This is a genomic window from Bacillota bacterium LX-D (assembly GCA_031628995.1).
In the GTDB taxonomy this organism is placed as follows: domain Bacteria; phylum Bacillota; class DUOV01; order DUOV01; family Zhaonellaceae; genus JAVLUO01.
This window is the reverse complement of sequence record JAVLUO010000018.1, coordinates 1-20,078: the sequence shown is the minus strand read 5'-3', so window position 1 is coordinate 20,078 and position 20,078 is coordinate 1. Positions and strand designations below refer to the sequence as shown.

Here is a 20,078-nt window from a genome sequence, read left to right as displayed (position 1 = left end):
AAGTACATTAATTCTATTGAACCGCCGTATACCGAACGGTACGTACGGTGGTGTGAGAGGACGCTGAATTAATTAATTATTCAGCTCCTACTCGATTCCTCTCTTTATCGAGTCGAAAGAGTACATCAAATGTGGTTTGGCAAAGCAATTAAAGACATATGCTTTAATTTTTTAACTCATTTAAACGGGCTAATGTTTTATCCTTATCAAAGGAACTGTACCAACGATAGCCATCTTCATCTAAAATACGATAGTGTTTACTAATAACGTTTTGCTGAAGTTGAAAACGACCTTCTTTGAGAATTTCTGTCCACCATACGTTACCACCTAATGTCTTCTCCTTTGGACTATCGATTCGCTCGTGGGCAATTATAGTTATTATATCTAATGGGTCATCGCCTAACGCGGATTGTAAAACCTCACTTTCCTTGAACATGGCACAGGTAGCTACTACCATCGCCCAACTAGCAGAATTTCTGCCTTTTTCAATCTGCACAAGGGTTTTTTTCGATATTCCAAGTATGTCAGCCATTTTATCTTGGGTGTATCCTTTTTCAACTCTAAGAAGCTTTATCTTATTAGAAACTATATTTATAACTTGTTCTTTATCCATCTTGGTTCCTCCAATATTTAATTATAAAATAATGCTTGAATTATTATTCCCTTATAGTGCAAAATTACACTATAAGGGAATAATAACCCTTTGCTTATTATAGCATAGAAAGCGAGGAACGAAAATATGTCTTGGTACTGGATTGTCTATTGGATATTTATTTTATTGTCTTTATTATTAAGCATTACAACTATTATCGCTAGTGGATTGAAAAGAAACAAAAGTGTAGCCTTATTAGGCTTAGGGCATCTTTTATGTTTGGTTATTACTCTTGCACTGGAAAACAATTTTAATCTAATCGGAAAGCGGAAAAATTATTCGGAAGGTAATTTTATTAACTGTACAGATATATCTTTTTGTATTATTGATAAAAAGTAGATAATTATTTGATAATATAACTCAATGAGATTGGAGGGTAAGAAGATGAAAACTACAATTTTAATTGTCGATGATGAACCAGATGTAGTCGATTTGCTAAAAGACTATTTTGAAATAAATAATTATTCGACTTTAACAGCTAAAAACGGAGCGGAAGCTATTAAACAAGCAGAAAAACAACCGGACTTGATATTGCTTGACATCAATATGCCAGACTTTAACGGTATTGAAGTCTGTAAGAGAATCAGAGATTTTGTTTCTTGTCCAATACTGTTTTTGACTGCAAAAGTAGAGGATATTGATAAAATAAACGGCTTTGCTGTTGGCGGTGATGATTATATTGTGAAACCTTTCAGCATTGACGAGTTAGGTGCACGGGTTGCGGCACATATAAGACGGGATCAGCGTCAAGTGAATAAAGACAAAGCAAAATTTGAAGATGAACTTGCTATCAACTATACGACAAAGGAAGTTTTCTTTCAGGGAGAAAAAGTTACGCTCACCAAAAAGGAATTTGAGATTATTGAATTCCTTTCTATGAACAGCGGTCAGGTTTTTGATAAAGAACGAATCTATGAGAGCCTTTGGGGATGGGATAGCGAAGGGGACAGTTCTGTGATTGCAGAGCATATTCGAAGGATTCGAGCAAAGCTGTCGGCTGTTGGTTCTAAACCCTATATCGAAACAGTATGGGGGGTGGGATATAAATGGGTAAGATAAAAAAAGCATTTCAGAATATGCCGATTGCAGTCAGTTTTATGATATTTATGCTTGGGTTCGGCCTCATTGCTGCGCTGTTGACGGCTGCAACTTTGGACTACACAAACCAACTATCGGCTAATCTTAAATGGTCGTATTTGAGTTCCGGAGTAGTACCGCATACTAAGATTGTAAAAGATGATGGCAGTGTTGTTACTCAATACTATCCAGAAAAAGAATTAATTGAATATTTTACACCAATTGATAAGCTTTTATATACCACATATCAGGCGCTTCCTTTTGTGCTAATCCCCATATTCGGTATTAGCTCTCTGGTTGGTGTTCCTCTTCTATTCTATAGATTAAAGCTGAAAAAGCCAATGGAACTAATGATTTCCGGATCTGAAAAAATTTCGAACAATGATTTGGATTTTGAAATCTATTATGACACAAAAGATGAAATGGGAAAGCTCTGCAACGCCTTTGAAAAAATGCGTTCCTCTCTGGATAAAAATAATCGTAAAATGTGGAGAGCAATGGAAGAACGGAAAAAACTAAATGCAGCTTTTTCCCATGATTTAAGAACCCCTTTGACTGTTCTACGCGGGTATACAGATTTTCTTATGAAATATCTTCCGGAGGATAAAGTTTCAAAGGATAAAGTGCTTTCCACTATTACGGCAATGGACAGCCATATTCTACGGCTTGAAAGCTATATAGCCAGCATGAATTCTATACAAAGATTAGAAGAAATTGAAGTCGTTCCCCAGTCCGTATCTTTTGATCATTTTAGCAGTCGACTGAAAGAAGCGGCAAGTATTTTGGGGAAAGACAAAAAGATAGTATTTGAGTCAAAAAGCAATTGTTCAAATATAAAAGTTGATATAAATTTGGTTACACAAGCCTTTGAAAACCTGATCTCGAATGCAGTGCAATATGCAAAACAAAGGATTTCAGTATTATGTGAGGCAGCAGATGAAATGCTTACAATTATTATTACCGATGATGGTATTGGCTTTTCAACAGAAGCTCTTCAACGTGCAACCAATCCCTTTTACCGCGATAAAAAAGAACCTGACAAAGTGCATGTCGGGCTAGGACTTAATATCTGCAAAGTCATTTGCGAAAAGCACGGAGGACAACTTATTTTAAATAATGCATCAAATGGTGGTGCGAAAGTTACAGCAATCTTTAAGTTTATAAACTCCACCGAAAAGTAGATAAAAAGTTGAATATTATACTTTATACTCTTCTTGTGATGACGAAAAGCACTTCGTTTGAAATTAGAAGAGTTTTATTTATGTCTATTTTACAAGGGGGGTATTCATTGAAGAAAATTAAATTTATTGTTAGTTTTATTGTGATTATGATGGGACTGCTGATCATAGGAGAAAGTCATCAGTTGTATTTAAATAACTTTAATGCTGTGTTTTCTAATACAACGATGTATTTGCAAGAGAACACAACCGCTGATGAAATGATTCAGGATATTCTTGATTCTGCAGAGCGTAATGACGTTGAGGTATTTGCACTCACTTCAACTGTTCCCAGCACATTTCTTAAAGAGATCAATATTTATGGGAGTAAAGGTGTTGAAAAGCACATCAATGATAAGCTAAAGATTTTTGAAAAGGAATATAAAAGCTTATTGTTAGGAACAACACGGGTGAATTTCTTTGACTTTAAAGACATTCCCAATATTGCAAATATAAATGATTATAATGTCATTGGCAGCAAAGAGAAAGTTCACCAGTTCAAAATAGATTTGATTGACAAGTATGCCGGAAATCATCCCAAAGCAGGTTATCCTGACAGGGAGTCCTCGAAGAACACCTTCTTTATCTGGTTGCTCATTGACATCGTGATTCTTTTCCTGTCCTTTTATGATGTGATTTTGCAGAAAAAAGAAAACTTTATCAGAATATCATTAGGTGAAAGAATCGGCAAAATCATTTGGAAAAACATCTTATTAGATACCTTTGCATTTGGGGTGGTATTTCTTTTATCACTGCTGCTAATGTCCAGCTACAGTAATGTGGTTTTTAAGTTTTCAATTTCCCTGGCTATGTTTTTAGCAATGCTGGTTATCAATGCGTTCTTCTATTTTAATCTTTATTTTTATGACTTAAAGGAAGTATTCTCCAATGTTAAAGTCCCGAAAAAGCTATTGGCTATAAATTATGGGATGAAACTTATAACAGTAATTCTCACTGTTCTGATTATTTCCGGCAATATTGCAGCTATCTTTGAAGGATACAAATTTTATAAGCAGCGGCCATTTTTTGAAGAGCATGCCGGCTATTATTACACCAATTTAGGCTATAAGACCACTATGAACAGTGACGGCACTATTGATAGTAATATTGAAAAGGATGCGGTAATGAATGAAACCTTTTATAGAAGGTTTTTTGAAACCTTTGATGCCACCACATTAGTGAATATCACTCAGTCACAAGAGGATGATACAATTTTAGCGAATAAAAATGCATTTGATTATTTGTCGGGTCACATTAAAGAGCTTAGGGATGCAGATTTGAAAAAGGACATCTACTTTATCCTTCCTAAAGATCTGTCTAATGATAAAGAGATCATAGACAGACTGAACCACCGGATCAAGGTATATGAAGGGGATTATTACCAGTATGATTATGGCGTTATCTATTATGAAGATAATATTGAGATCATTAGTATTGATGAATTTTTCCTAAACGGCAGTGATCTTATAAAAAATCCGATTATTATTTATAACAATACAGCGGCGAATACCGCAACCTATCCAATAAATGAGAAGGCTTTTAAGTCAACTTACCAACATGACATTATGTATAAAATATCTCAGAATGAGTTTGATGCATTTATTGAAGAGTACGGTCTGGCAGATCAATTTCACAGTACAACCAATGTACTGGAAAAATATGAATATCAATGGGGCATTGTAAAAAGTGTTCTGTATATGAATGTGATTCTCAGCATTTTGGTACTGATTTTAGAGCTGATCATTATTCATTCCATTATTCGCTTAGAATACGAAGTCTATGCCATTGAACTTTCCATAAAAAAGATATTGGGGTACAGCACCATGGAGAAAAATAAGAAGATCCTATTGATGACTATTATTAGCACAGCAATCAGTATTGTTGCAGCAGTTGCCGTTGGAGTTATAACAAATGTGGAGGAAGTGTATTATATCACAGTGGGGGGAGCGTTCATCTTAATTCTGGAAGCCTCCGTGATATTCTCTTATATCCGTAAAATAGAAGAATCCAGCATACAGAAGATATTAAAAGGAGGCAATTTATGATAAAAATTAAAAATGTATCTAAAGCATTTGAGGATAAAATTCTTTTTTCAAATCTAACCCTGAACATTGAAGATGGAGAGTTTGTCATCTTTTCAGGTCCCAGTGGATGCGGAAAAACAACGCTTCTTAATATGATTGGAGCCATCGAAGAAATTGACAGCGGTGAAATTCTTGTGGATGGTATAGATGTCAGCAAGAGGAAGAACCAATTAAAATATTTCAGGAATAAAGTCGGATTTCTCTTTCAAAACTTTGCTCTCGTGGATAACAAAACGGTTAAGGAAAACTTAAAGCTGGTTCGGAAAGACTGCAAGAACGATATAACTATCGAGGAAGCTTTAGAGATCGTTGGACTTAAAGATAAGTTGAACAAAAAGGTATACACTTTATCAGGAGGAGAACAGCAGAGAGTGGCGTTAGCTCGGCTTATGCTTAAAAAATGTGATATTATTTTGGCTGATGAACCAACTGGTTCTCTTGATAAGAATAATGCCGAAGCTGTACTCAACATTTTAAAACAACTCAATGAACAAGGTAAAACAATCATACTTGTTACACATGATGAGGATATTAAAAAAGCCTACCATTGCTCCCTAGTTTCTCTGCCAAATTAGAAACATCTAGTCCTTCCTCAGTTAAAAATAGGGGTAATTACTAGCTCCGAACCTCATCTTTATCTAGCTAAAGGTGAAGACTATATTCTTGACACTAGTCAATACGTTAAGCAAACAGCTTTGCAACCATTTTTATCCGATTAGCTGAAGCCAAGGAAAGGTATGAAAGTGCTTTTGTAAAAGCTGTAGCTTATATTGCTCGTGCCAAGTCAACTCACGATAAAATGGAAAAATACTACATACCTAATATGGATTTTACTGCAATTGATGCTTGTCGTGAAAAAACTCTTCAACGGATTCTAGATATTACTTTAAACAATTAAATTTAGTTTCAAAATAATAATTAAAAAATACAATTTTTGAAACTTATATTATAGAGTCAAAGTATTAATAATAACATTGTTCACAATAAAAAACAAAACAGGAGGTTACACAAATGACAGTTGGAACAAAAATGCATCAAACCCTAGCTGGTTTAGAAAGTGCTGCTGCAACTTTAAAAGGTTTTGCTTTGGATACTGATGACAAAGGAGCTAAGCAAATGTTTTCCGATTATGCTCATCAAATTGAAAACATTTGTCAAGGATTATCAGGTAGAATAAGCTATATTGAAGAACAAGAACCTCAATATAAAGTATTTTCTCCTGAAAATATGTAATCATATTCCGGACTAGGAAGAAGCAGAATCTGTTTTTTCCATTTTTATAACTTTAAATTATAAGGGTAGTTAAATTACATTGAACTTTCACTTATTCTGGATAAAAACTAGTCTCAAAAGCTTGGTTTGCCAATCAACAAATTTCATATGTGAACCTCAAACTGGATTAATACAACACGAGGAATGGCTAGAGCAAAGAATCTGGGCCAATATTTCAGAATTATCGAGAATGTAAAGAGTTTTGTGTATTTGGTTAAACTTACCATTAAGGGAGATGATCATTTATGCAAAACTCTTTTGCTAAAGAACTGGCAAGGGCTGTAAAAGTGTAGAAGACATTCAAGAAAAACTAAAAGAATTATTTAAAATCACACTACAAGAAATTTTAGAAGCTGAAATGGATGAACACCTTGGCTATAACCTGCTACCAATTTAACTCAAGTAGCAGGTTATTTTTTGCCATTCTTTATTTTATTTTCTAACTGTCTGATGAGCCTTCTTTTATCAAGGCTGCAGAGGTTTCGTCGGTCGTTTTATCAATGGACTCCTTTATTTTAGCAAGTCCGCTATAAGTAATAAATTTCATAATCTTATTATAGAAAGCAATTTGCCTTTAATAAAATTTCACGACTTAAGGTATGTTTTTGTCTCAATGTTAATACAAGATTTAAAAGTAGACTATAAAACAGCAAGTACTCTTGCCGGGCATGTTGATCCCGGATTCACACTTACCGAATATAGCCACTCGGAATTTGAATACGAGAAAGATTCAATTTAACAATTAGAAGAGTATCTTATAGGCAAATAAACAAAAACCGCAAACACATGATAATATCAAATGTTTGCGATTTGTTTGCAATTTACGTTAAACTAATTTTTAAAAATCAAAAGCTCTTAAAACTATTGATTTTAATGGCAGGGGAGACAGGAATCGAACCCGCAACCAACGGATTTGGAGTCCGCTACTCTACCAGTTGAGCTACTCCCCTACTGCAGATATTATTATACTTTGTTCTAGCTAATTAGTCAATGAAAATAATATAATTGTTAAAGGGAAAAATACAACTTTAGTATTTAATTTAGAGCAAAAGCAGGTATCTTTTTTTATTCTAACGAATAAAAACATCATAAGCGAATTTTAAATGGTATTTCAATATACCTGACGGGGGTAATGCTATGCTTAAAAAAATTGCTGTTTTATACGGAGGCAAATCATCCGAAAGGGAGATTTCAATTAAAACAGGAGAGGCGGTTTATAGAGCATTAATAGCAAAAGGATATGAAGCGTTTAAAATCGATGCTTCAGGCTCAATTATTGAGGAATTATATAGAATAAAACCGGATTTGGTTTTCATAGCTTTGCATGGCAAATTTGGAGAAGATGGTACTATTCAAGGTATGTTGGAGATTTTAGGAATACCTTATACAGGTTGTGATGTGTTAACAAGTTCTCTAGCAATGAATAAAATTTATACAAAAAAAATTTTATGTTATGAGGGTATACCAACTGCTAATTTTGTTACTATATCTCCTACCGAGATCAGTCAAAAAGGTATGGATTTTTCTATCCAAAAGGTAAAAAGTCAACTACAGTTCCCGGTAGTTGTAAAGGCACCAACTCAGGGTTCGACAATTGGGATTTATTTTGTAAAGGATGAACAGGAGTTAGCAGAAGCTATTAATAAAGCTCTGCAATATGACCCAGTCATCTTAATTGAAAAATTAATTCAAGGTATGGAAGTAACAGTATCGATAATAGGAAATAATTATCCATTTCCATTGCCCTTAATTGAAATAGTTTCAAAAACAGGAGTATATGATTATGATGCAAAGTACACAGTAGGTTTAAGTGAACATATTATTCCTGCTCGTTTATCTAAGGAATTAGAAAAAAAAGTGACAAACTTAGCTCTTAAAACATATAAGACCATAGGGTGCCGTGGCTTTTCTCGTATAGACTTTATAATTGATCAAAATGATCAACCATATGTACTGGAAGTAAATACAATTCCTGGTATGACGGAAACAAGTTTATTGCCAGACGCTGCGAAAGCAGCTGGTATTAATTTTCCTGATTTAATCCAAATGATTGTTAATTTGGGTCTAGGTAGAGAAGACATAAGATAACTAGTAATTAGGAGGAATTTATGGGACTAATTAATGCAGTATTATTCGATTTAGATGGAACACTGCTAGATACAACAGATCTAATTTTAGCAAGTTTTCAACATGTGGCCCACAAGCATTTAGGGAGATCTGTAAAGAAAGAAGAAGTGCTTCCTTATTTTGGAAAACCACTTATTGATTGCTTGGAGAATTTATGTCCGGGCAAAGGCGAAGAACTTGCTGCCGATTATCGAAAACATAACCTACTAAACCACGATAGTATGGTGAAAATATTTCCTGAAGTGCAGAAAACACTAGTTACATTAAGTAAAAATAATATTAAGTTAGGTATTGTTACCTCTAAAGTTAAAAGTACAGCTATTCGAGGGTTAAAGTTATATCATTTAGAAAAGCTTTTTGATGCTATTATTGGCTTAGAAGATACTAGTAAACATAAACCAGATCCTGAACCAGTATTATTAGCGTTAAAAATATTAGGTACTAAAGCTGAAAATTGTCTAATGGTAGGAGATAGTCCTCATGATTTAGCTAGCGCCAAAAGAGCGGGAGTTATGACCGCAGCTGTAAAATGGTCGCATTTTGCAGAGGAATGTGTGTTGGAAGAAAATCCGAACTTTTTGCTAGGTAAGATGTCGGATCTTTTAGGTATAGTACAAAATAGCTAATTATATATGTTGGAGGATGGGATAAATTGAATATTGCCTTTTTTAGTGATAGCTACCGCCCATATACTAGTGGTGTAGTACAATCAATTGAGACATTTCGTTCTGAATTTCATTCTTTAGGTCATAATGTTTATATTTTTGCTCCCAATTATCCTAACTGTAAAAAGGAAAAAGCAGTTTTTCGTTTTATGTCTATCCCCGCACCAACTTTACATGATTTTACTTTAGCTATTCCTATAGCACCTAGTTTAGGAAGGACTGTAGAGGATTTAAAAATTGATGTTATTCATGTGCACTCTCCCTTTCTTTTAGGTAGATTAGGAGCTAAAACAGCTAAAAAGCATAACATTCCATTAGTATATACGTACCATACATTATACGATCATTATGTACACTATTTACCAATTGCCCAGAATTTAACAAGGTGGGTAGTCCGTAAAGTTAGTAAGGAATTTTGTAATAATTGTGATTTAGTTATAACACCAACTAAGGCAGTACAAAATGTTTTAATGCAGTACGGAGTTAATTCCCAAATACGTACAGTTCCTACTGGTATTAACTTAAAAGAGTATGGTTGCGGTGACCATAATTGGTTACAAGCTACCTATGGCATTTTGCCTAAAGATTTGATCTTACTTTTTGTAGGCCGCTTGGCCCAAGAAAAAAATTTAGAATTCTTGCTTCGTGCTTTTCAAATAATTTTGAGATCATGTACAAACACTACATTAGTCCTTGTTGGTGGTGGGCCTCAAGAATCATATTTTCGACAGCTTTGCTCCAAATTACAAATTGATAAAAAAGTAGTTTTTACTGGTTCACTTTCCCATAAACAAGTTATAAATGCCTATTTAAGTGCTGATATTTTTGTATTTTCTTCAGTTACTGAAACTCAGGGTTTGGTTTTAGGCGAAGCCAAAGCTGCCGGTTTGCCAGTTGTAGCAGTAGAGGCTTTTGGTACAAAAGAAATGGTTGGACATGAAATTGATGGCTTTTTAACGCCAATGGATTTAAATATTTTTTCTCATTCCATTATCCGCTTATTGCGGCAGCCGGAATTGCGGCTTAAGTTTGGTAATAATGCTAAACATACAGTGCAAAATATATCATCCAATTATTCAGCTGAATGTTTACTAGGCTATTATAATCAAATCCTAAATTATAAAAATCGTGCAGTTAGTTAATTGTAGGAAAATTTTCCATGAGGAGTTAAAATGAATAAAATTAATTACAATGTTACTGATGTTCCAGGTGTATTAGTAGGACATGCATCCAATAAATCAGCCCGTACAGGGTGCACTGTTATTTTACTGCCCCGCGGGAGCACTGGTGGTGTCGATGTACGGGGTGGTGCGCCAGGAACTAGAGAGACAGATCTTTTGCGACCTATGCATTTAGTTCCGGAAATTCATGCTATTCTCTTGGCAGGGGGATCCGCTTTTGGTTTAGATGCTGCTTCCGGAGTTATGGAATTCCTTGAACAAAAAGACATTGGTTTTAATACTGGAGAAGCACTTGTGCCAATTGTACCAAGTGCAGTAATATACGATTTGGCTATTGGTAATTCAAAGACGAGGCCAGATAAAAAAATGGGTATTGAGGCTTGTCAATCTGCCAAAAGTGGTCTCATTTCAGAAGGAGCCATAGGAGCAGGGACTGGAGCTACTGTTGGAAAGGCCTTAGGTATGGATTACTGTAGTTTTGGTGGAATAGGAAATTGGGCAGTGCATACATCTGACGGATTAATTGTAGCAGCATTAGTGGTAGTTAATGCTTTTGGTGAAGTAATTGGGGAAGATGGGAGCATAATTGCTGGAGTACGTCAGCCAAAAGGGAATTTTTTACCGACTCTAAATATTATGGCTGAAAAAGATGCACAGTTTAACCCCATGACTAATACGACTATTGGAGCTATAGTTACTAATGCCGCACTTACCAGGGAAGAGGTAAATAAAGTTGCTCAAATGGCTCACAATGGCTTGGCTAAAAGTATTAGACCTGTTCATACCTTATATGATGGAGATACAATTTTTAGTGTGGCAACGGGAAAAATAAAAGCAGATGTGAATCTTATTGGGGCCCTATCTGCGGAAGTGTTAGCAACTGCTGTTCGTAGAGGGGTACAAGAATCTGCAAATGAAAAAGGCAATTAACTATTATCAGTTAACTGCCTTTTTTATCAAAACTATTTTAATTTATGACGATAGATAAATATTCCTGATAAAATTTTGGGAGCAAAATAAGTTGATTTCTCAGGCATTACAATATTTGTATTTTTAAGTCCCGCCTCAGCTACAGCCATTAATTCTTCCAAAGAAACTGGATGCAGTGCTACTGCTAAATCGTATTTTCCAGTGTCAACACAGTGTTTCATTTTTTCCAGTTCAGTTTCCGGATAATAATCGAAGTGTTTAATTTCTTTGATCATACTATGAGTTAAGCCAAGTAAGGGGTATAATTCTTGTTCTAAAATACTGCAGTCTAGTTTACCTACAATATCATCAGGTATATTTCTTGCGTTTAATTCGTAAATGCCATCTCTAGTATAAATGCAAAATTGATGTTTAAGTGGCGTTTGAAATTGCGTAACTTTTCTTAAATTTAGTTCGTCTTTAATGCTCGAAAAAGGTTTTAGTCCATTGATAACTCTGTTATAAGCTTGAATTGCAGCCTGTTCACAGATATATGCTAGACAATGTGTCTGATTGTTTATAAGTGCCGCATGATACCGATGATGTCCGTCAGCAATATAAAGTGACTTATTCCCTATAGCTTCTTTTAAACGAAGTCCAAATTTACTTTTTTCTTCGACTCGATAAATTTTGTTTTTTATATTATGCAGGTCTGATAAATTTGCAAAATCGGAAGTGAACTCATAAAATGGCTCTATACTTTTTTTAATTTCAGTCAAGATAGAGGATATGGGAGCTTTGGTTAAAAGAAAAATTGGTTCGAAAGTAAATCCAGTTTTTCTACTTAACTCTAGCCTGCCTTTGACCTTATCATTAAAGGTTTTTTCATGTCTAATTATTTTACCTTCACTATAGTCTGAAACCTCTACTGCTGCCAATATTCCAGTTCTCTGTTGCTCTCCATAGGTCTGTTCATAAATATAGTAACAAGGTTTGCTATCTTCAACTAGCTTGTTAGTTTCTAAAAAGTTTTTTAAAGCTAATTCTGGCTCATTCCCAAGTATAATATGATACAAAGAATCAGGGTTATTGCTTAAAAAAAGCCCTAAGGGTGTGCCAGGTTTTATAACATCATAGGGTGGACAAGTAAAATCCTTGATTATTTCTTGAGTGGGTCTGATGCCATTTAATCCAATAATGTCAATCATTTTATTTAACCTCCATAAATTAGTTCCATTCTCTAAAGTATAAATGTATATGTAAATACAAGCAAGAACAACCCATGTCAATTTGTAAATTATATCAATTATGTATAATTGGCATTGCTAACGAAAAAAATAAATTGGGGTGATTGAAGGTGATAAAATCAATTAAACAATTTTTAGGGTTAGAAAAACAGGTTAAGGATTATAAACAATATCAACAAGAGCAATATATGAAAATGGTTAAATCAGTGCAACCTAAACCTCCCCTAATCCGAAATGCAGTGGGAGCTTTCTTAAGTGGGGGTCTAATTTGTCTAATTGCCCAGCTTATTTTAAATGGCTTTTTGGCGTTAGGTTTAAACCTTAAGGATGCTGGAACAGCAACAACTGTTTGTATGATAGGTATAGGGGCTTTACTAACTGGTTTAGGGCTTTATGATAATATTGCTAAATTTGCTGGTGCTGGCTCGATGATTCCAATTACTGGATTTGCTAATTCTATTGTTGCTCCAGCTCTTGAAGCTAAAACAGAAGGTCCTATTTATGGAATTGCCGCTAAAATCTTTACGATTGCTGGACCCGTCTTAACCTACGGCTTTATAATTTCTATTTTGATTGGTTTTATTTATTACTTTTTAGTGTAATTAAATTTTCGGGAGGATATTATGAATCAAGCAAGTAAAAAAGTTGGGGAACAAACATTTTCTTTTGCCAATCCGCCAGTTATTATATCTTCTGCAGCTGTAGTTGGTCCAAAAGAAGGAGAGGGACCATTAAAAAATTATTTTGATCATATTAGTAAGGATATTTACTTTGGTCAGAAGTCATGGGAAAAAGCAGAGCAAACAATGCTAGAATCTACGCTAAAGATCGCTTTAGAAAAAGCAAACCTAGAACCACAAGATATTGATTGCATGTTTGCAGGTGATTTATTAAACCAAACTGTTAGTGCTAATTACACGGCAAGACAGTTAAGTATTCCATTTTTCGGATTGTACGGAGCCTGCTCAACTATGTATGAGAGTATGATGTTAGGGGCAATTTTAGTGGATGGTGGATTTGCCAATTATGTTTTAGCAGCTACTTCCAGTCACTATGCTTCTGCAGAAAAGCAATATAGGTTTCCAACGGAACAGGGAGTACAGCGCCCTTTAAATTCCCAATGGACTGTTACGGGATCTGGAGCAGTTGTAATAGCTAATCAGGGAGAAGGACCGCGTATAACTTATGCTACAGTTGGAAAAGTTATTGACTTAGGAATTAAGGATACCAACGATATGGGCAGTGCCATGGCACCAGCAGCAACGGACACTATTATTCGGCATTTAAAGGACACTGGGCGCAGCCCTGAATATTATGACTTAATTATTACAGGAGACTTAGCTACCATTGGACATGCTTTAACTATAAAATTAGCAGAACAACAAAAAATAGATTTGACTTCAAATTATACGGACTGTGGAATTTTAATATTTCATCCAGGACAAGATGTCCACTCAGGAGGCAGTGGTTGTGGTTGTTGTGCTGTAGTGACTGCTGGTTATTTAATGAAGCAACTACAAAGTGGCAAATATAAGAAAATATTGGGTGTAGGAACTGGTGCTCTTTTAAGTCCTTGTACTGTACAACAGGGGGAGTCAATACCGGGAATTGGTCATGCTGTTGCTATAGAAATATAATTTAGGAGGTAAAAAATGTCTTTGCTAATGGCCTTTATTGTTGGCGGTGTTATTTGTTTGATTGGGCAGTTAATAGTTGATTTAACTCCATTTAATATTACTAGTGCTCATGTGATGGTAGGATATGTTTGTGCAGGTGCTATCATAAGTGCTTTTAATCTATACCAACCTCTGGTGGACTTAGGGGGGGCTGGTGCTACTATACCATTAAGCGGCTTTGGTCATTCCCTAGCCCAAGGCGCAATTGAAGGTGCAAAAACTAAGGGTGTACTAGGTGTTTTAGGTGGAGGCCTGGAAGCGACTGCTGTTGGTATTGCGGCTGCAGTTGCTTTTGGTTATATTGTGGCAAATGTATTCAATCCAAAAGGTTAATAAAGATGAAAAGAAAAGTTATTATCATTACAGATGGTGATAAGGTAGCCCAGAGGTGCATAGAAAATATTGCTCAAAAAGTAGGAGGAAGGTGTATTTCTTTATCAGCGGGTAATCCAACTCCACTAAAGGGGAGTGAAATTGTAGAACTGATAAAACAAGCGCATCATGATCCTGTCTTTGTAATGTTTGATGATCGAGGTTGTTGTTCTAAAGGGCCTGGAGAAAAGGCCATGGAGTATATAGGCAAAGATCCTGACATTGAAATATTAGGAGCCGTAGCAGTTGCATCTAATACATCAAATACTAAAGGAATTAAAGTAGATTATTCCGTTACAAGTGAAGGAACACTTGTAGATCAAGCTGTTGATAAATTTGGAAATTCCCTACCATCCCACTCCAATATCTTATACGGGGATACGGTAGATGCATTAAATCATTTGAATATTCCAATTGTAATTGGAACTGGAGACACAGGGAAAATGGATGGAGCAGACGATATAAAAAGAAGCTCTCCTGTAACAACAAAGGCGATAATCGAAATATTAAAAAAAAACGGGTATAACCTACCTGTGAATGGCTAAATACTGGCTTTTGCCAGTATTTTGCTTTTAGTTAATGTAATAAAAAAGTTTTAAGTTATAATGATTATCTTACAAGGAGGTGTTAGATGGATATTAATTATTTTAAATAATTTGGCGTTTGATTTTAGCTATTTTCCTAGGTGGAATAATTGGCTATGAAAGAGAGTATAGCAATAATAATGCTGGACTAAGGACCCATATTTTAGTTTTTAAAGATCTTAAACTATTTATTTTAGCAGATATTTTAGGTTTAGGGAAAACGGCAAATTTATTAAGTGAGTTGCAGAGAATTAAAGGCGTAAAAAATATTATTATTGAATAATTTAGCTTTGCCATTTTGGCAAAGCTAAATTATTGTTGTTAAATTCTAATGTTACTCATATAAATTTTGTAAAGGGAGTTTATCTTCTATTAACAAAAAACCCCGATAAACATTGGAGGGATTTTTAATGGAATTTAAGCAATTAATTGAAAAAGACAGAGAAGCTAGAAAGGCTAACAATTTTGAAGGTACATTTTTAGAGTATCTAGAGATTGTTAAAAAGAATGCTGATTTGGTTAAACTTGCCCATAAAAGAATGTACGATATTATTATTAGTTACGGATATAATGTTTATAAACCTGAAGATAACCTAAGAACTAGAAAATTACATGGAAATGATACAATTAAAAAATTTAACTTTTTTAAGGAAGATTTTTTTGGAATTGATAAAACTTTAATGAAAATAGTTAGCTACTTTCACGCTGCAGCCATGAAGGGAGAAGAAGCACGACAGGTTTTATATTTAGTTGGACCAGTTGGTTCGGGTAAATCATCTTTAGTGGAAACTTTAAAGAAAGCTTTAGAAATTAGTGAGCCTATTTTTGCTTTAAAGGGATGCCCTATGCGGGAAGAACCTTTACATCTAATCCCCAAACATTTACGTGCTAATTTTGAAGAACTATTAGGGGTACAGATAGAAGGAGATTTATGTCCTATTTGCCGGTATAAATTAAAAGAGGAATTTCATAATGAGTATGAAAGGTTTCCAGTGATTACTACAGATTTTTCGGTAAGAGCCAGAAAGGGGATTGGGGTTGTACCTCCAGTTGATCCAAATAACCAAGACACATCTGTATTGGTAGGTTCTGTAGACATATCTAAGATGGATTTATATTCCGAAGATGATCCTCGAGTTTTATCATTAAATGGTGCTTTTAATGTTGGAAATAGAGGCTTAGTTGAATTTATAGAAGTATTTAAAAATGACGTAGAATACTTACACACTATTATTACGGCAACACAGGAAAAATCAATTCCGTCGCCTGGTAAGGGTTCAATGATTTATTTTGACGGCATTATCTTAGCTCATTCTAATGAGGCTGAATGGAATAAGTTTAAATCTGACCATACAAATGAAGCTATTTTAGATAGAATTGTCAAAATTGAAGTACCATACTGTTTAGAATTAAATGAAGAAATAAAAATTTACGAAAAAATTCTTCGCAAAAGTAATTTTAAGGCTCATATGGCTCCTCATACAATTGAGGTAGCTGCTATGTTTGCGATACTATCCAGACTTACGCCTTCAAATAAAGTTGATCCACTAACAAAATTAAAAATTTATAATGCAGAGGAAATTCTGGAAAAAGGAATGACTAAAAAAATAGATATAAATGAACTTCGTGAAGAGGCTGGTTTAAAAGAAGGCATGACAGGCATTTCTACACGTTTTATTATTAAAGCAATTGACAAAGCTTTGGCCAATTCAGAGAATAACTGTATTAATCCATTGATTGTTATTGAACATTTGATTAAATCAGTTAAAGAACTGGATTCAGCAGAGGATGTTAAGGAAAAATATTTAACTTTTTTACAAGACACAATTCGCAAAGAATACAATAAAGTTTTGGAAAAAGAAATTACTCGGGCATTTATTCATAGCTATAAAGAGCAAGCTGAAAGTCTATTTAATAATTACTTGGATCATGCTGAGGCTTATGTTAACAAAGCAAAATTGAAAGATAAGGCAACAGGTGAACAGTTAGAACCTGACGAAAAATTCATGCGTTCCATTGAAGAGCAAATTAATATTTCCGAAACTTCAGCTAAAGGTTTTCGAATGGACGTAACCTCGTACATGTTTTACCTAATGCGCAACAAAGGCAAAATTAATTATGAAGCTTATGAGCCACTTAAAGAGGGAATTGAAAAAAAACTTGCGGCCTCCGTAAAAGAATTATCTAGGGTTATTACAAAGAGCAAAGTAAGAGATAAAGAACAGGATGAAAAATATAATTCCATGGTTCAAGAAATGAAAAGAAATGGTTACTGCGATCACTGTTGTGATGTGATTTTAAAATACGCAGCAAATAATCTTTGGAAGGATTGATCCTAATGGCAATATTCCGGGAATTCAATCCCATTGAACGAGACCGTTCCATAGAAGATCGGAGAAGACATCGTCAACTAACAGAAGAAACTATTAAAAAAAACTTGGCGGACATTCTATCAGAGGAAAGTATAATTGGTGAAAGTAAAGACAAAAAAATAAAGATTCCGATAAAGGGTTTAAAAGAATATCATTTTATTTACGGTAAAAATATGCCTGGATTTAGCAGTGGCAACGGCTCAGAAAAAAGAGGAGATAAAATATTTTCCGATAATTCCGCCCAAGGGCAAGGTAAAAATGGAGCAGGAAGTGATCCAGGTGAAGAAATTTACGAAACTGAGGTAACCATTGAAGAAATTATTGATTATCTATTTGAATCTTTAAATTTACCATATTTAGAGAAAAAAAAGTATTCGGAAATACTTTCTGAAAATTCTTGCAAAAAATCAGGTTATCAGAAAAAGGGTATACCGCCAAGGCTGGCTAAAAATCGAACGGTTGTTGAAAAACTTAAACGCAAACAAATGACTAAAAAGTTTATGCAAGAAGCAGGCTTAGATCAAGAACTGGGAAGGTTTCCTTTCAAAGAAGATGACTTAAGGTATTTTCGCGTTAAGGAGACAAAAAAACGAGAATTAAATGCAGTAGTTATATGTATTATGGATACATCAGGTTCTATGGATCAAACAAAAAAATATTTGGCGAGATCATTCTTTTTCTTACTCTATCAGTTTGTAAAATTGAAATATTTAAATGTAGAGGTTGTTTTCATAGCTCATTCTACCGAAGCTAAAATAGTAACTGAAAAGGAATTTTTCCATAAGGTAGAGTCGGGGGGAACCTTTATCTCTAGCGGGTATAATAAAGCTTTAGAAGTTATCGAAGAAAATTACAACCCAAATAATTGGAACATTTATGCATTTCATGTCAGCGATGGAGATAATTTTACTCAAGACAATCTTAGAGCAATTGATTCGGCAAAAAAATTGTGCAGCTTGTGTAATTTATTTGGTTATACGGAAATACTTCCTGGAATGTTTTCAAGCAATATTAAGAAAAAGTTTGCGGAAAAAATCCAAGCAAAAAATTTTGTTATTACAACAATATTAAAGAAAGAAGATTTATGGCCTGCCCTAAAGAATGTTCTAAAAAAAGATTCGAAAGAGGGTTAATAGCTTGGATTATACCTTATCTGATTTATATACCTGGAGCGAAAAAATTGAGAAAATGGCAGTAGATTGCGGCTTGGAATTTTATCCTCAAGAATTTGAAATTGTTAATTATGATGATATGCTAGCTTACGAAGTTTATTTAGGCATGCCCTCTCGCTATCCCCACTGGAGTTTCGGAAAGGCTTATGAAAAACTAAAAACACTTTATAGATATAATTTAACAGGTTTACCTTATGAAATGGTTATTAATTCTGATCCATGCATTGCCTATTTGTTGAAGGAGAATTCCCTGCTGCTGCAAATACTAACAATAGCCCATGTATATGGGCATAACGATTTTTTCAAAAATAACCGTTTGTTTAAAATAGGAACAGATGCGAAATATACTATAGAAAGTTTTAAAAATCATGCAAGAACAATTAGAAGTTATATTAATGACCCTAGTATCGGCTACGAAAATGTAGAAATGGTTCTAAATGCAGCTCACAGTTTAAAGCTTCAAATTGCAAGAACAGTAGGAGAAAGAAAGTTAACTCAGGAAGAAATAAAGCAAAAATTGTTAGATACATACAACGATCAACATTCAAACTATAATACTCTGGAACCGCCTAAAGAGATAGATCCGCCGGATTTAACAAAAATTCCATTGGAACCCTATGAAGATATTATTTACTTTCTTATGGAATACGGGGATCTTACGGAGTGGCAACAAAATCTTTTAAGCATTGTTCGAGAAGAAACTAAATATTTTATCCCGCAAATTGAAACTAAAATTATGAATGAAGGATGGGCCAGCTATTGGCATTATCGTATTTTACAAAAGTTGGATTTACCACAATCTCTACATTTAGAATTTATAAAACGGCATAATGATGTTGTGGCACCTCAGAGAGGAGGACTTAATCCCTATTACCTAGGATTTGAAATTTATCACGATCTAGTGGAACGTTATGGGGAGGACAAAATATTTGAGGTAAGGCTTCTAGATAGAGATGAATCATTTATTAGACGTTATCTAACAGAAGATCTTTGTGCTAAGTTAAATTTATTTGAATATAAGAAAAAAGGAAGTGACTATGTAGTTGAAGAAATTTCCGATGAGCTCGGTTGGGAAAAAATACGGAGTGATTTAAGTAATAACGTCGGAATGGGTTTAATACCCCTGATTAGAGTAACTGATTTGAATAAAAAAGATAAATGCTTGTTTTTAGAGCATGTTTATGATGGCAGAGAACTACAATGTAAATATGCGGAAGAAACTCTTAAATACATAGCAAGTTTATGGGGAGCTCGAGTAGAGTTAAAAACAATTATGGATAATAAAAAAACAATTATATCATGTGACGAACAAAATAAAGTAAGTATTATTACTTACGCTCAATAATCAATTTAGACTCAAGTTTTACCTTGAGTCTTTTATTTGTGCGCCCAGCATGGGCGCTTGCTCGTCGGTGAAAGTCCGATACGGGGGTTGATAGTGCCAACCGTTAGCCTAAGACAAGGGTGTCCA

19 protein-coding genes, 1 tRNA gene and 2 pseudogenes are annotated in these 20,078 nt (G+C 34.5%); 19 read left to right on the top strand and 3 right to left on the bottom strand.

Annotation, left to right across the window (positions count from 1 at the left end; all coding sequences use genetic code 11):
• Positions 1–163 precede the first annotated feature (163 nt).
• Entirely contained in the window at positions 164–613 is a 450-nt protein-coding gene (locus tag RDV78_10930; GenBank protein ID MDS1030947.1) for a helix-turn-helix domain-containing protein, read from the bottom strand.
• 126 nt (positions 614–739) lie between these two features.
• On the opposite strand from RDV78_10930, the gene RDV78_10925 reads away from it, so the two are divergent.
• The 7 genes and pseudogenes from RDV78_10925 to RDV78_10895 all read left to right on the top strand — a co-directional run bounded on the left by RDV78_10925 (position 740) and on the right by RDV78_10895 (position 6,681).
• Positions 740–991: a hypothetical protein gene (locus tag RDV78_10925; protein ID MDS1030946.1), complete on the top strand. Its 252-nt coding sequence runs from the start codon at positions 740–742 to the stop codon at positions 989–991.
• A 45-nt stretch (positions 992–1,036) separates the two neighbouring features.
• Positions 1,037–1,711: a response regulator transcription factor gene (locus RDV78_10920; GenBank protein ID MDS1030945.1), complete on the top strand. Its 675-nt coding sequence runs from the start codon at positions 1,037–1,039 to the stop codon at positions 1,709–1,711.
• The gene (locus RDV78_10915) at positions 1,699–2,910 is read left to right on the top strand and encodes a HAMP domain-containing sensor histidine kinase (GenBank protein MDS1030944.1); all 1,212 of its coding nucleotides are present in this window, start codon (positions 1,699–1,701) and stop codon (positions 2,908–2,910) included. The genes RDV78_10920 and RDV78_10915 overlap by 13 nt, the downstream gene beginning before the upstream one ends.
• A gap of 107 nt (positions 2,911–3,017) precedes the next feature.
• Positions 3,018–4,991, top strand: a complete 1,974-nt coding sequence (locus tag RDV78_10910) for a DUF1430 domain-containing protein (protein MDS1030943.1) — start codon at positions 3,018–3,020, stop codon at positions 4,989–4,991.
• Positions 4,988–5,605, top strand: a complete 618-nt coding sequence (locus RDV78_10905; GenBank protein ID MDS1030942.1) for an ABC transporter ATP-binding protein — start codon at positions 4,988–4,990, stop codon at positions 5,603–5,605. The genes RDV78_10910 and RDV78_10905 overlap by 4 nt, the downstream gene beginning before the upstream one ends.
• Positions 5,606–6,041: 436 nt before the next feature.
• Positions 6,042–6,263 carry a DUF1657 domain-containing protein gene (locus RDV78_10900; GenBank protein MDS1030941.1) on the top strand — a complete coding sequence of 74 codons (222 nt, stop codon included), beginning with the start codon at positions 6,042–6,044 and terminating at the stop codon, positions 6,261–6,263.
• A gap of 284 nt (positions 6,264–6,547) precedes the next feature.
• Positions 6,548–6,681, top strand: a pseudogene (locus RDV78_10895) (IS256 family transposase).
• A gap of 495 nt (positions 6,682–7,176) precedes the next feature.
• Here RDV78_10895 and RDV78_10890 read toward each other — a convergent pair.
• Positions 7,177–7,252: transfer RNA gene (locus RDV78_10890), tRNA-Trp, on the bottom strand.
• Between the two features lie 187 nt (positions 7,253–7,439).
• Between RDV78_10890 and RDV78_10885 the strand changes: the two genes are divergently transcribed.
• The 4 genes from RDV78_10885 to RDV78_10870 are packed head-to-tail and all read left to right on the top strand — an operon-like array spanning position 7,440 to position 11,205.
• Positions 7,440–8,390, top strand: a complete 951-nt coding sequence (locus RDV78_10885) for a D-alanine--D-alanine ligase (GenBank protein ID MDS1030940.1) — start codon at positions 7,440–7,442, stop codon at positions 8,388–8,390.
• Between the two features lie 20 nt (positions 8,391–8,410).
• Positions 8,411–9,055, top strand: coding sequence for a pyrophosphatase PpaX (ppaX, locus tag RDV78_10880; GenBank protein ID MDS1030939.1), 645 nt, complete (start codon positions 8,411–8,413; stop codon positions 9,053–9,055).
• A gap of 26 nt (positions 9,056–9,081) precedes the next feature.
• A complete protein-coding gene (locus RDV78_10875) occupies positions 9,082–10,236 on the top strand; it encodes a glycosyltransferase family 4 protein (GenBank protein ID MDS1030938.1) in 1,155 nt (384 codons plus the stop codon).
• A gap of 30 nt (positions 10,237–10,266) precedes the next feature.
• Positions 10,267–11,205 (top strand): P1 family peptidase, encoded by a 939-nt coding sequence (locus tag RDV78_10870; protein ID MDS1030937.1) that lies wholly within the window; start codon positions 10,267–10,269, stop codon positions 11,203–11,205.
• Positions 11,206–11,237: 32 nt separating this feature from the next.
• Here the strand turns inward: RDV78_10870 and RDV78_10865 are convergent, their stop codons facing one another.
• Positions 11,238–12,392 (bottom strand): DUF1015 domain-containing protein, encoded by a 1,155-nt coding sequence (locus RDV78_10865; protein ID MDS1030936.1) that lies wholly within the window; start codon positions 12,390–12,392, stop codon positions 11,238–11,240.
• A gap of 227 nt (positions 12,393–12,619) precedes the next feature.
• Between RDV78_10865 and RDV78_10860 the strand changes: the two genes are divergently transcribed.
• The 8 genes and pseudogenes from RDV78_10860 (at position 12,620) to RDV78_10825 (ending at position 19,952) form a co-directional block, all read left to right on the top strand.
• Positions 12,620–13,033 carry a SpoVA/SpoVAEb family sporulation membrane protein gene (locus tag RDV78_10860; protein ID MDS1030935.1) on the top strand — a complete coding sequence of 138 codons (414 nt, stop codon included), beginning with the start codon at positions 12,620–12,622 and terminating at the stop codon, positions 13,031–13,033.
• A gap of 21 nt (positions 13,034–13,054) precedes the next feature.
• Positions 13,055–14,068, top strand: coding sequence for a stage V sporulation protein AD (gene spoVAD, locus RDV78_10855; protein MDS1030934.1), 1,014 nt, complete (start codon positions 13,055–13,057; stop codon positions 14,066–14,068).
• 15 nt (positions 14,069–14,083) lie between these two features.
• Positions 14,084–14,440: a stage V sporulation protein AE gene (gene spoVAE / locus RDV78_10850; protein ID MDS1030933.1), complete on the top strand. Its 357-nt coding sequence runs from the start codon at positions 14,084–14,086 to the stop codon at positions 14,438–14,440.
• A 5-nt stretch (positions 14,441–14,445) separates the two neighbouring features.
• Positions 14,446–15,024 carry a stage V sporulation protein AE gene (locus RDV78_10845; GenBank protein MDS1030932.1) on the top strand — a complete coding sequence of 193 codons (579 nt, stop codon included), beginning with the start codon at positions 14,446–14,448 and terminating at the stop codon, positions 15,022–15,024.
• Between the two features lie 106 nt (positions 15,025–15,130).
• Positions 15,131–15,232: pseudogene (locus RDV78_10840) on the top strand (MgtC/SapB family protein).
• A gap of 241 nt (positions 15,233–15,473) precedes the next feature.
• A complete protein-coding gene (locus tag RDV78_10835) occupies positions 15,474–17,396 on the top strand; it encodes a PrkA family serine protein kinase (GenBank protein MDS1030931.1) in 1,923 nt (640 codons plus the stop codon).
• A gap of 5 nt (positions 17,397–17,401) precedes the next feature.
• Positions 17,402–18,568: a sporulation protein YhbH gene (gene yhbH / locus RDV78_10830; GenBank protein ID MDS1030930.1), complete on the top strand. Its 1,167-nt coding sequence runs from the start codon at positions 17,402–17,404 to the stop codon at positions 18,566–18,568.
• A gap of 4 nt (positions 18,569–18,572) precedes the next feature.
• Positions 18,573–19,952 carry a SpoVR family protein gene (locus RDV78_10825; GenBank protein MDS1030929.1) on the top strand — a complete coding sequence of 460 codons (1,380 nt, stop codon included), beginning with the start codon at positions 18,573–18,575 and terminating at the stop codon, positions 19,950–19,952.
• Positions 19,953–20,078 lie beyond the last annotated feature (126 nt).

Excerpts from the sequence above, each read along its gene's own strand:
- RDV78_10835 (MDS1030931.1), top strand. The coding sequence starts at position 15,474 with ATGGAATTTAAGCAATTAATTGAAAAAGACAGAGAAGCTAGAAAGGCT.
- RDV78_10900 (MDS1030941.1), top strand. The coding sequence starts at position 6,042 with ATGACAGTTGGAACAAAAATGCATCAAACCCTAGCTGGTTTAGAAAGT.
- RDV78_10865 (MDS1030936.1), bottom strand. The coding sequence starts at position 12,392 with ATGATTGACATTATTGGATTAAATGGCATCAGACCCACTCAAGAAATA.
- spoVAE (MDS1030933.1), top strand. The coding sequence starts at position 14,084 with ATGTCTTTGCTAATGGCCTTTATTGTTGGCGGTGTTATTTGTTTGATT.
- RDV78_10925 (MDS1030946.1), top strand. The coding sequence starts at position 740 with ATGTCTTGGTACTGGATTGTCTATTGGATATTTATTTTATTGTCTTTA.
- RDV78_10930 (MDS1030947.1), bottom strand. The coding sequence starts at position 613 with ATGGATAAAGAACAAGTTATAAATATAGTTTCTAATAAGATAAAGCTT.
- RDV78_10915 (MDS1030944.1), top strand. The coding sequence starts at position 1,699 with ATGGGTAAGATAAAAAAAGCATTTCAGAATATGCCGATTGCAGTCAGT.
- RDV78_10905 (MDS1030942.1), top strand. The coding sequence starts at position 4,988 with ATGATAAAAATTAAAAATGTATCTAAAGCATTTGAGGATAAAATTCTT.
- RDV78_10920 (MDS1030945.1), top strand. The coding sequence starts at position 1,037 with ATGAAAACTACAATTTTAATTGTCGATGATGAACCAGATGTAGTCGAT.
- spoVAD (MDS1030934.1), top strand. The coding sequence starts at position 13,055 with ATGAATCAAGCAAGTAAAAAAGTTGGGGAACAAACATTTTCTTTTGCC.
- RDV78_10885 (MDS1030940.1), top strand. The coding sequence starts at position 7,440 with ATGCTTAAAAAAATTGCTGTTTTATACGGAGGCAAATCATCCGAAAGG.
- RDV78_10870 (MDS1030937.1), top strand. The coding sequence starts at position 10,267 with ATGAATAAAATTAATTACAATGTTACTGATGTTCCAGGTGTATTAGTA.
- RDV78_10860 (MDS1030935.1), top strand. The coding sequence starts at position 12,620 with ATGAAAATGGTTAAATCAGTGCAACCTAAACCTCCCCTAATCCGAAAT.
- RDV78_10845 (MDS1030932.1), top strand. The coding sequence starts at position 14,446 with ATGAAAAGAAAAGTTATTATCATTACAGATGGTGATAAGGTAGCCCAG.
- yhbH (MDS1030930.1), top strand. The coding sequence starts at position 17,402 with ATGGCAATATTCCGGGAATTCAATCCCATTGAACGAGACCGTTCCATA.
- ppaX (MDS1030939.1), top strand. The coding sequence starts at position 8,411 with ATGGGACTAATTAATGCAGTATTATTCGATTTAGATGGAACACTGCTA.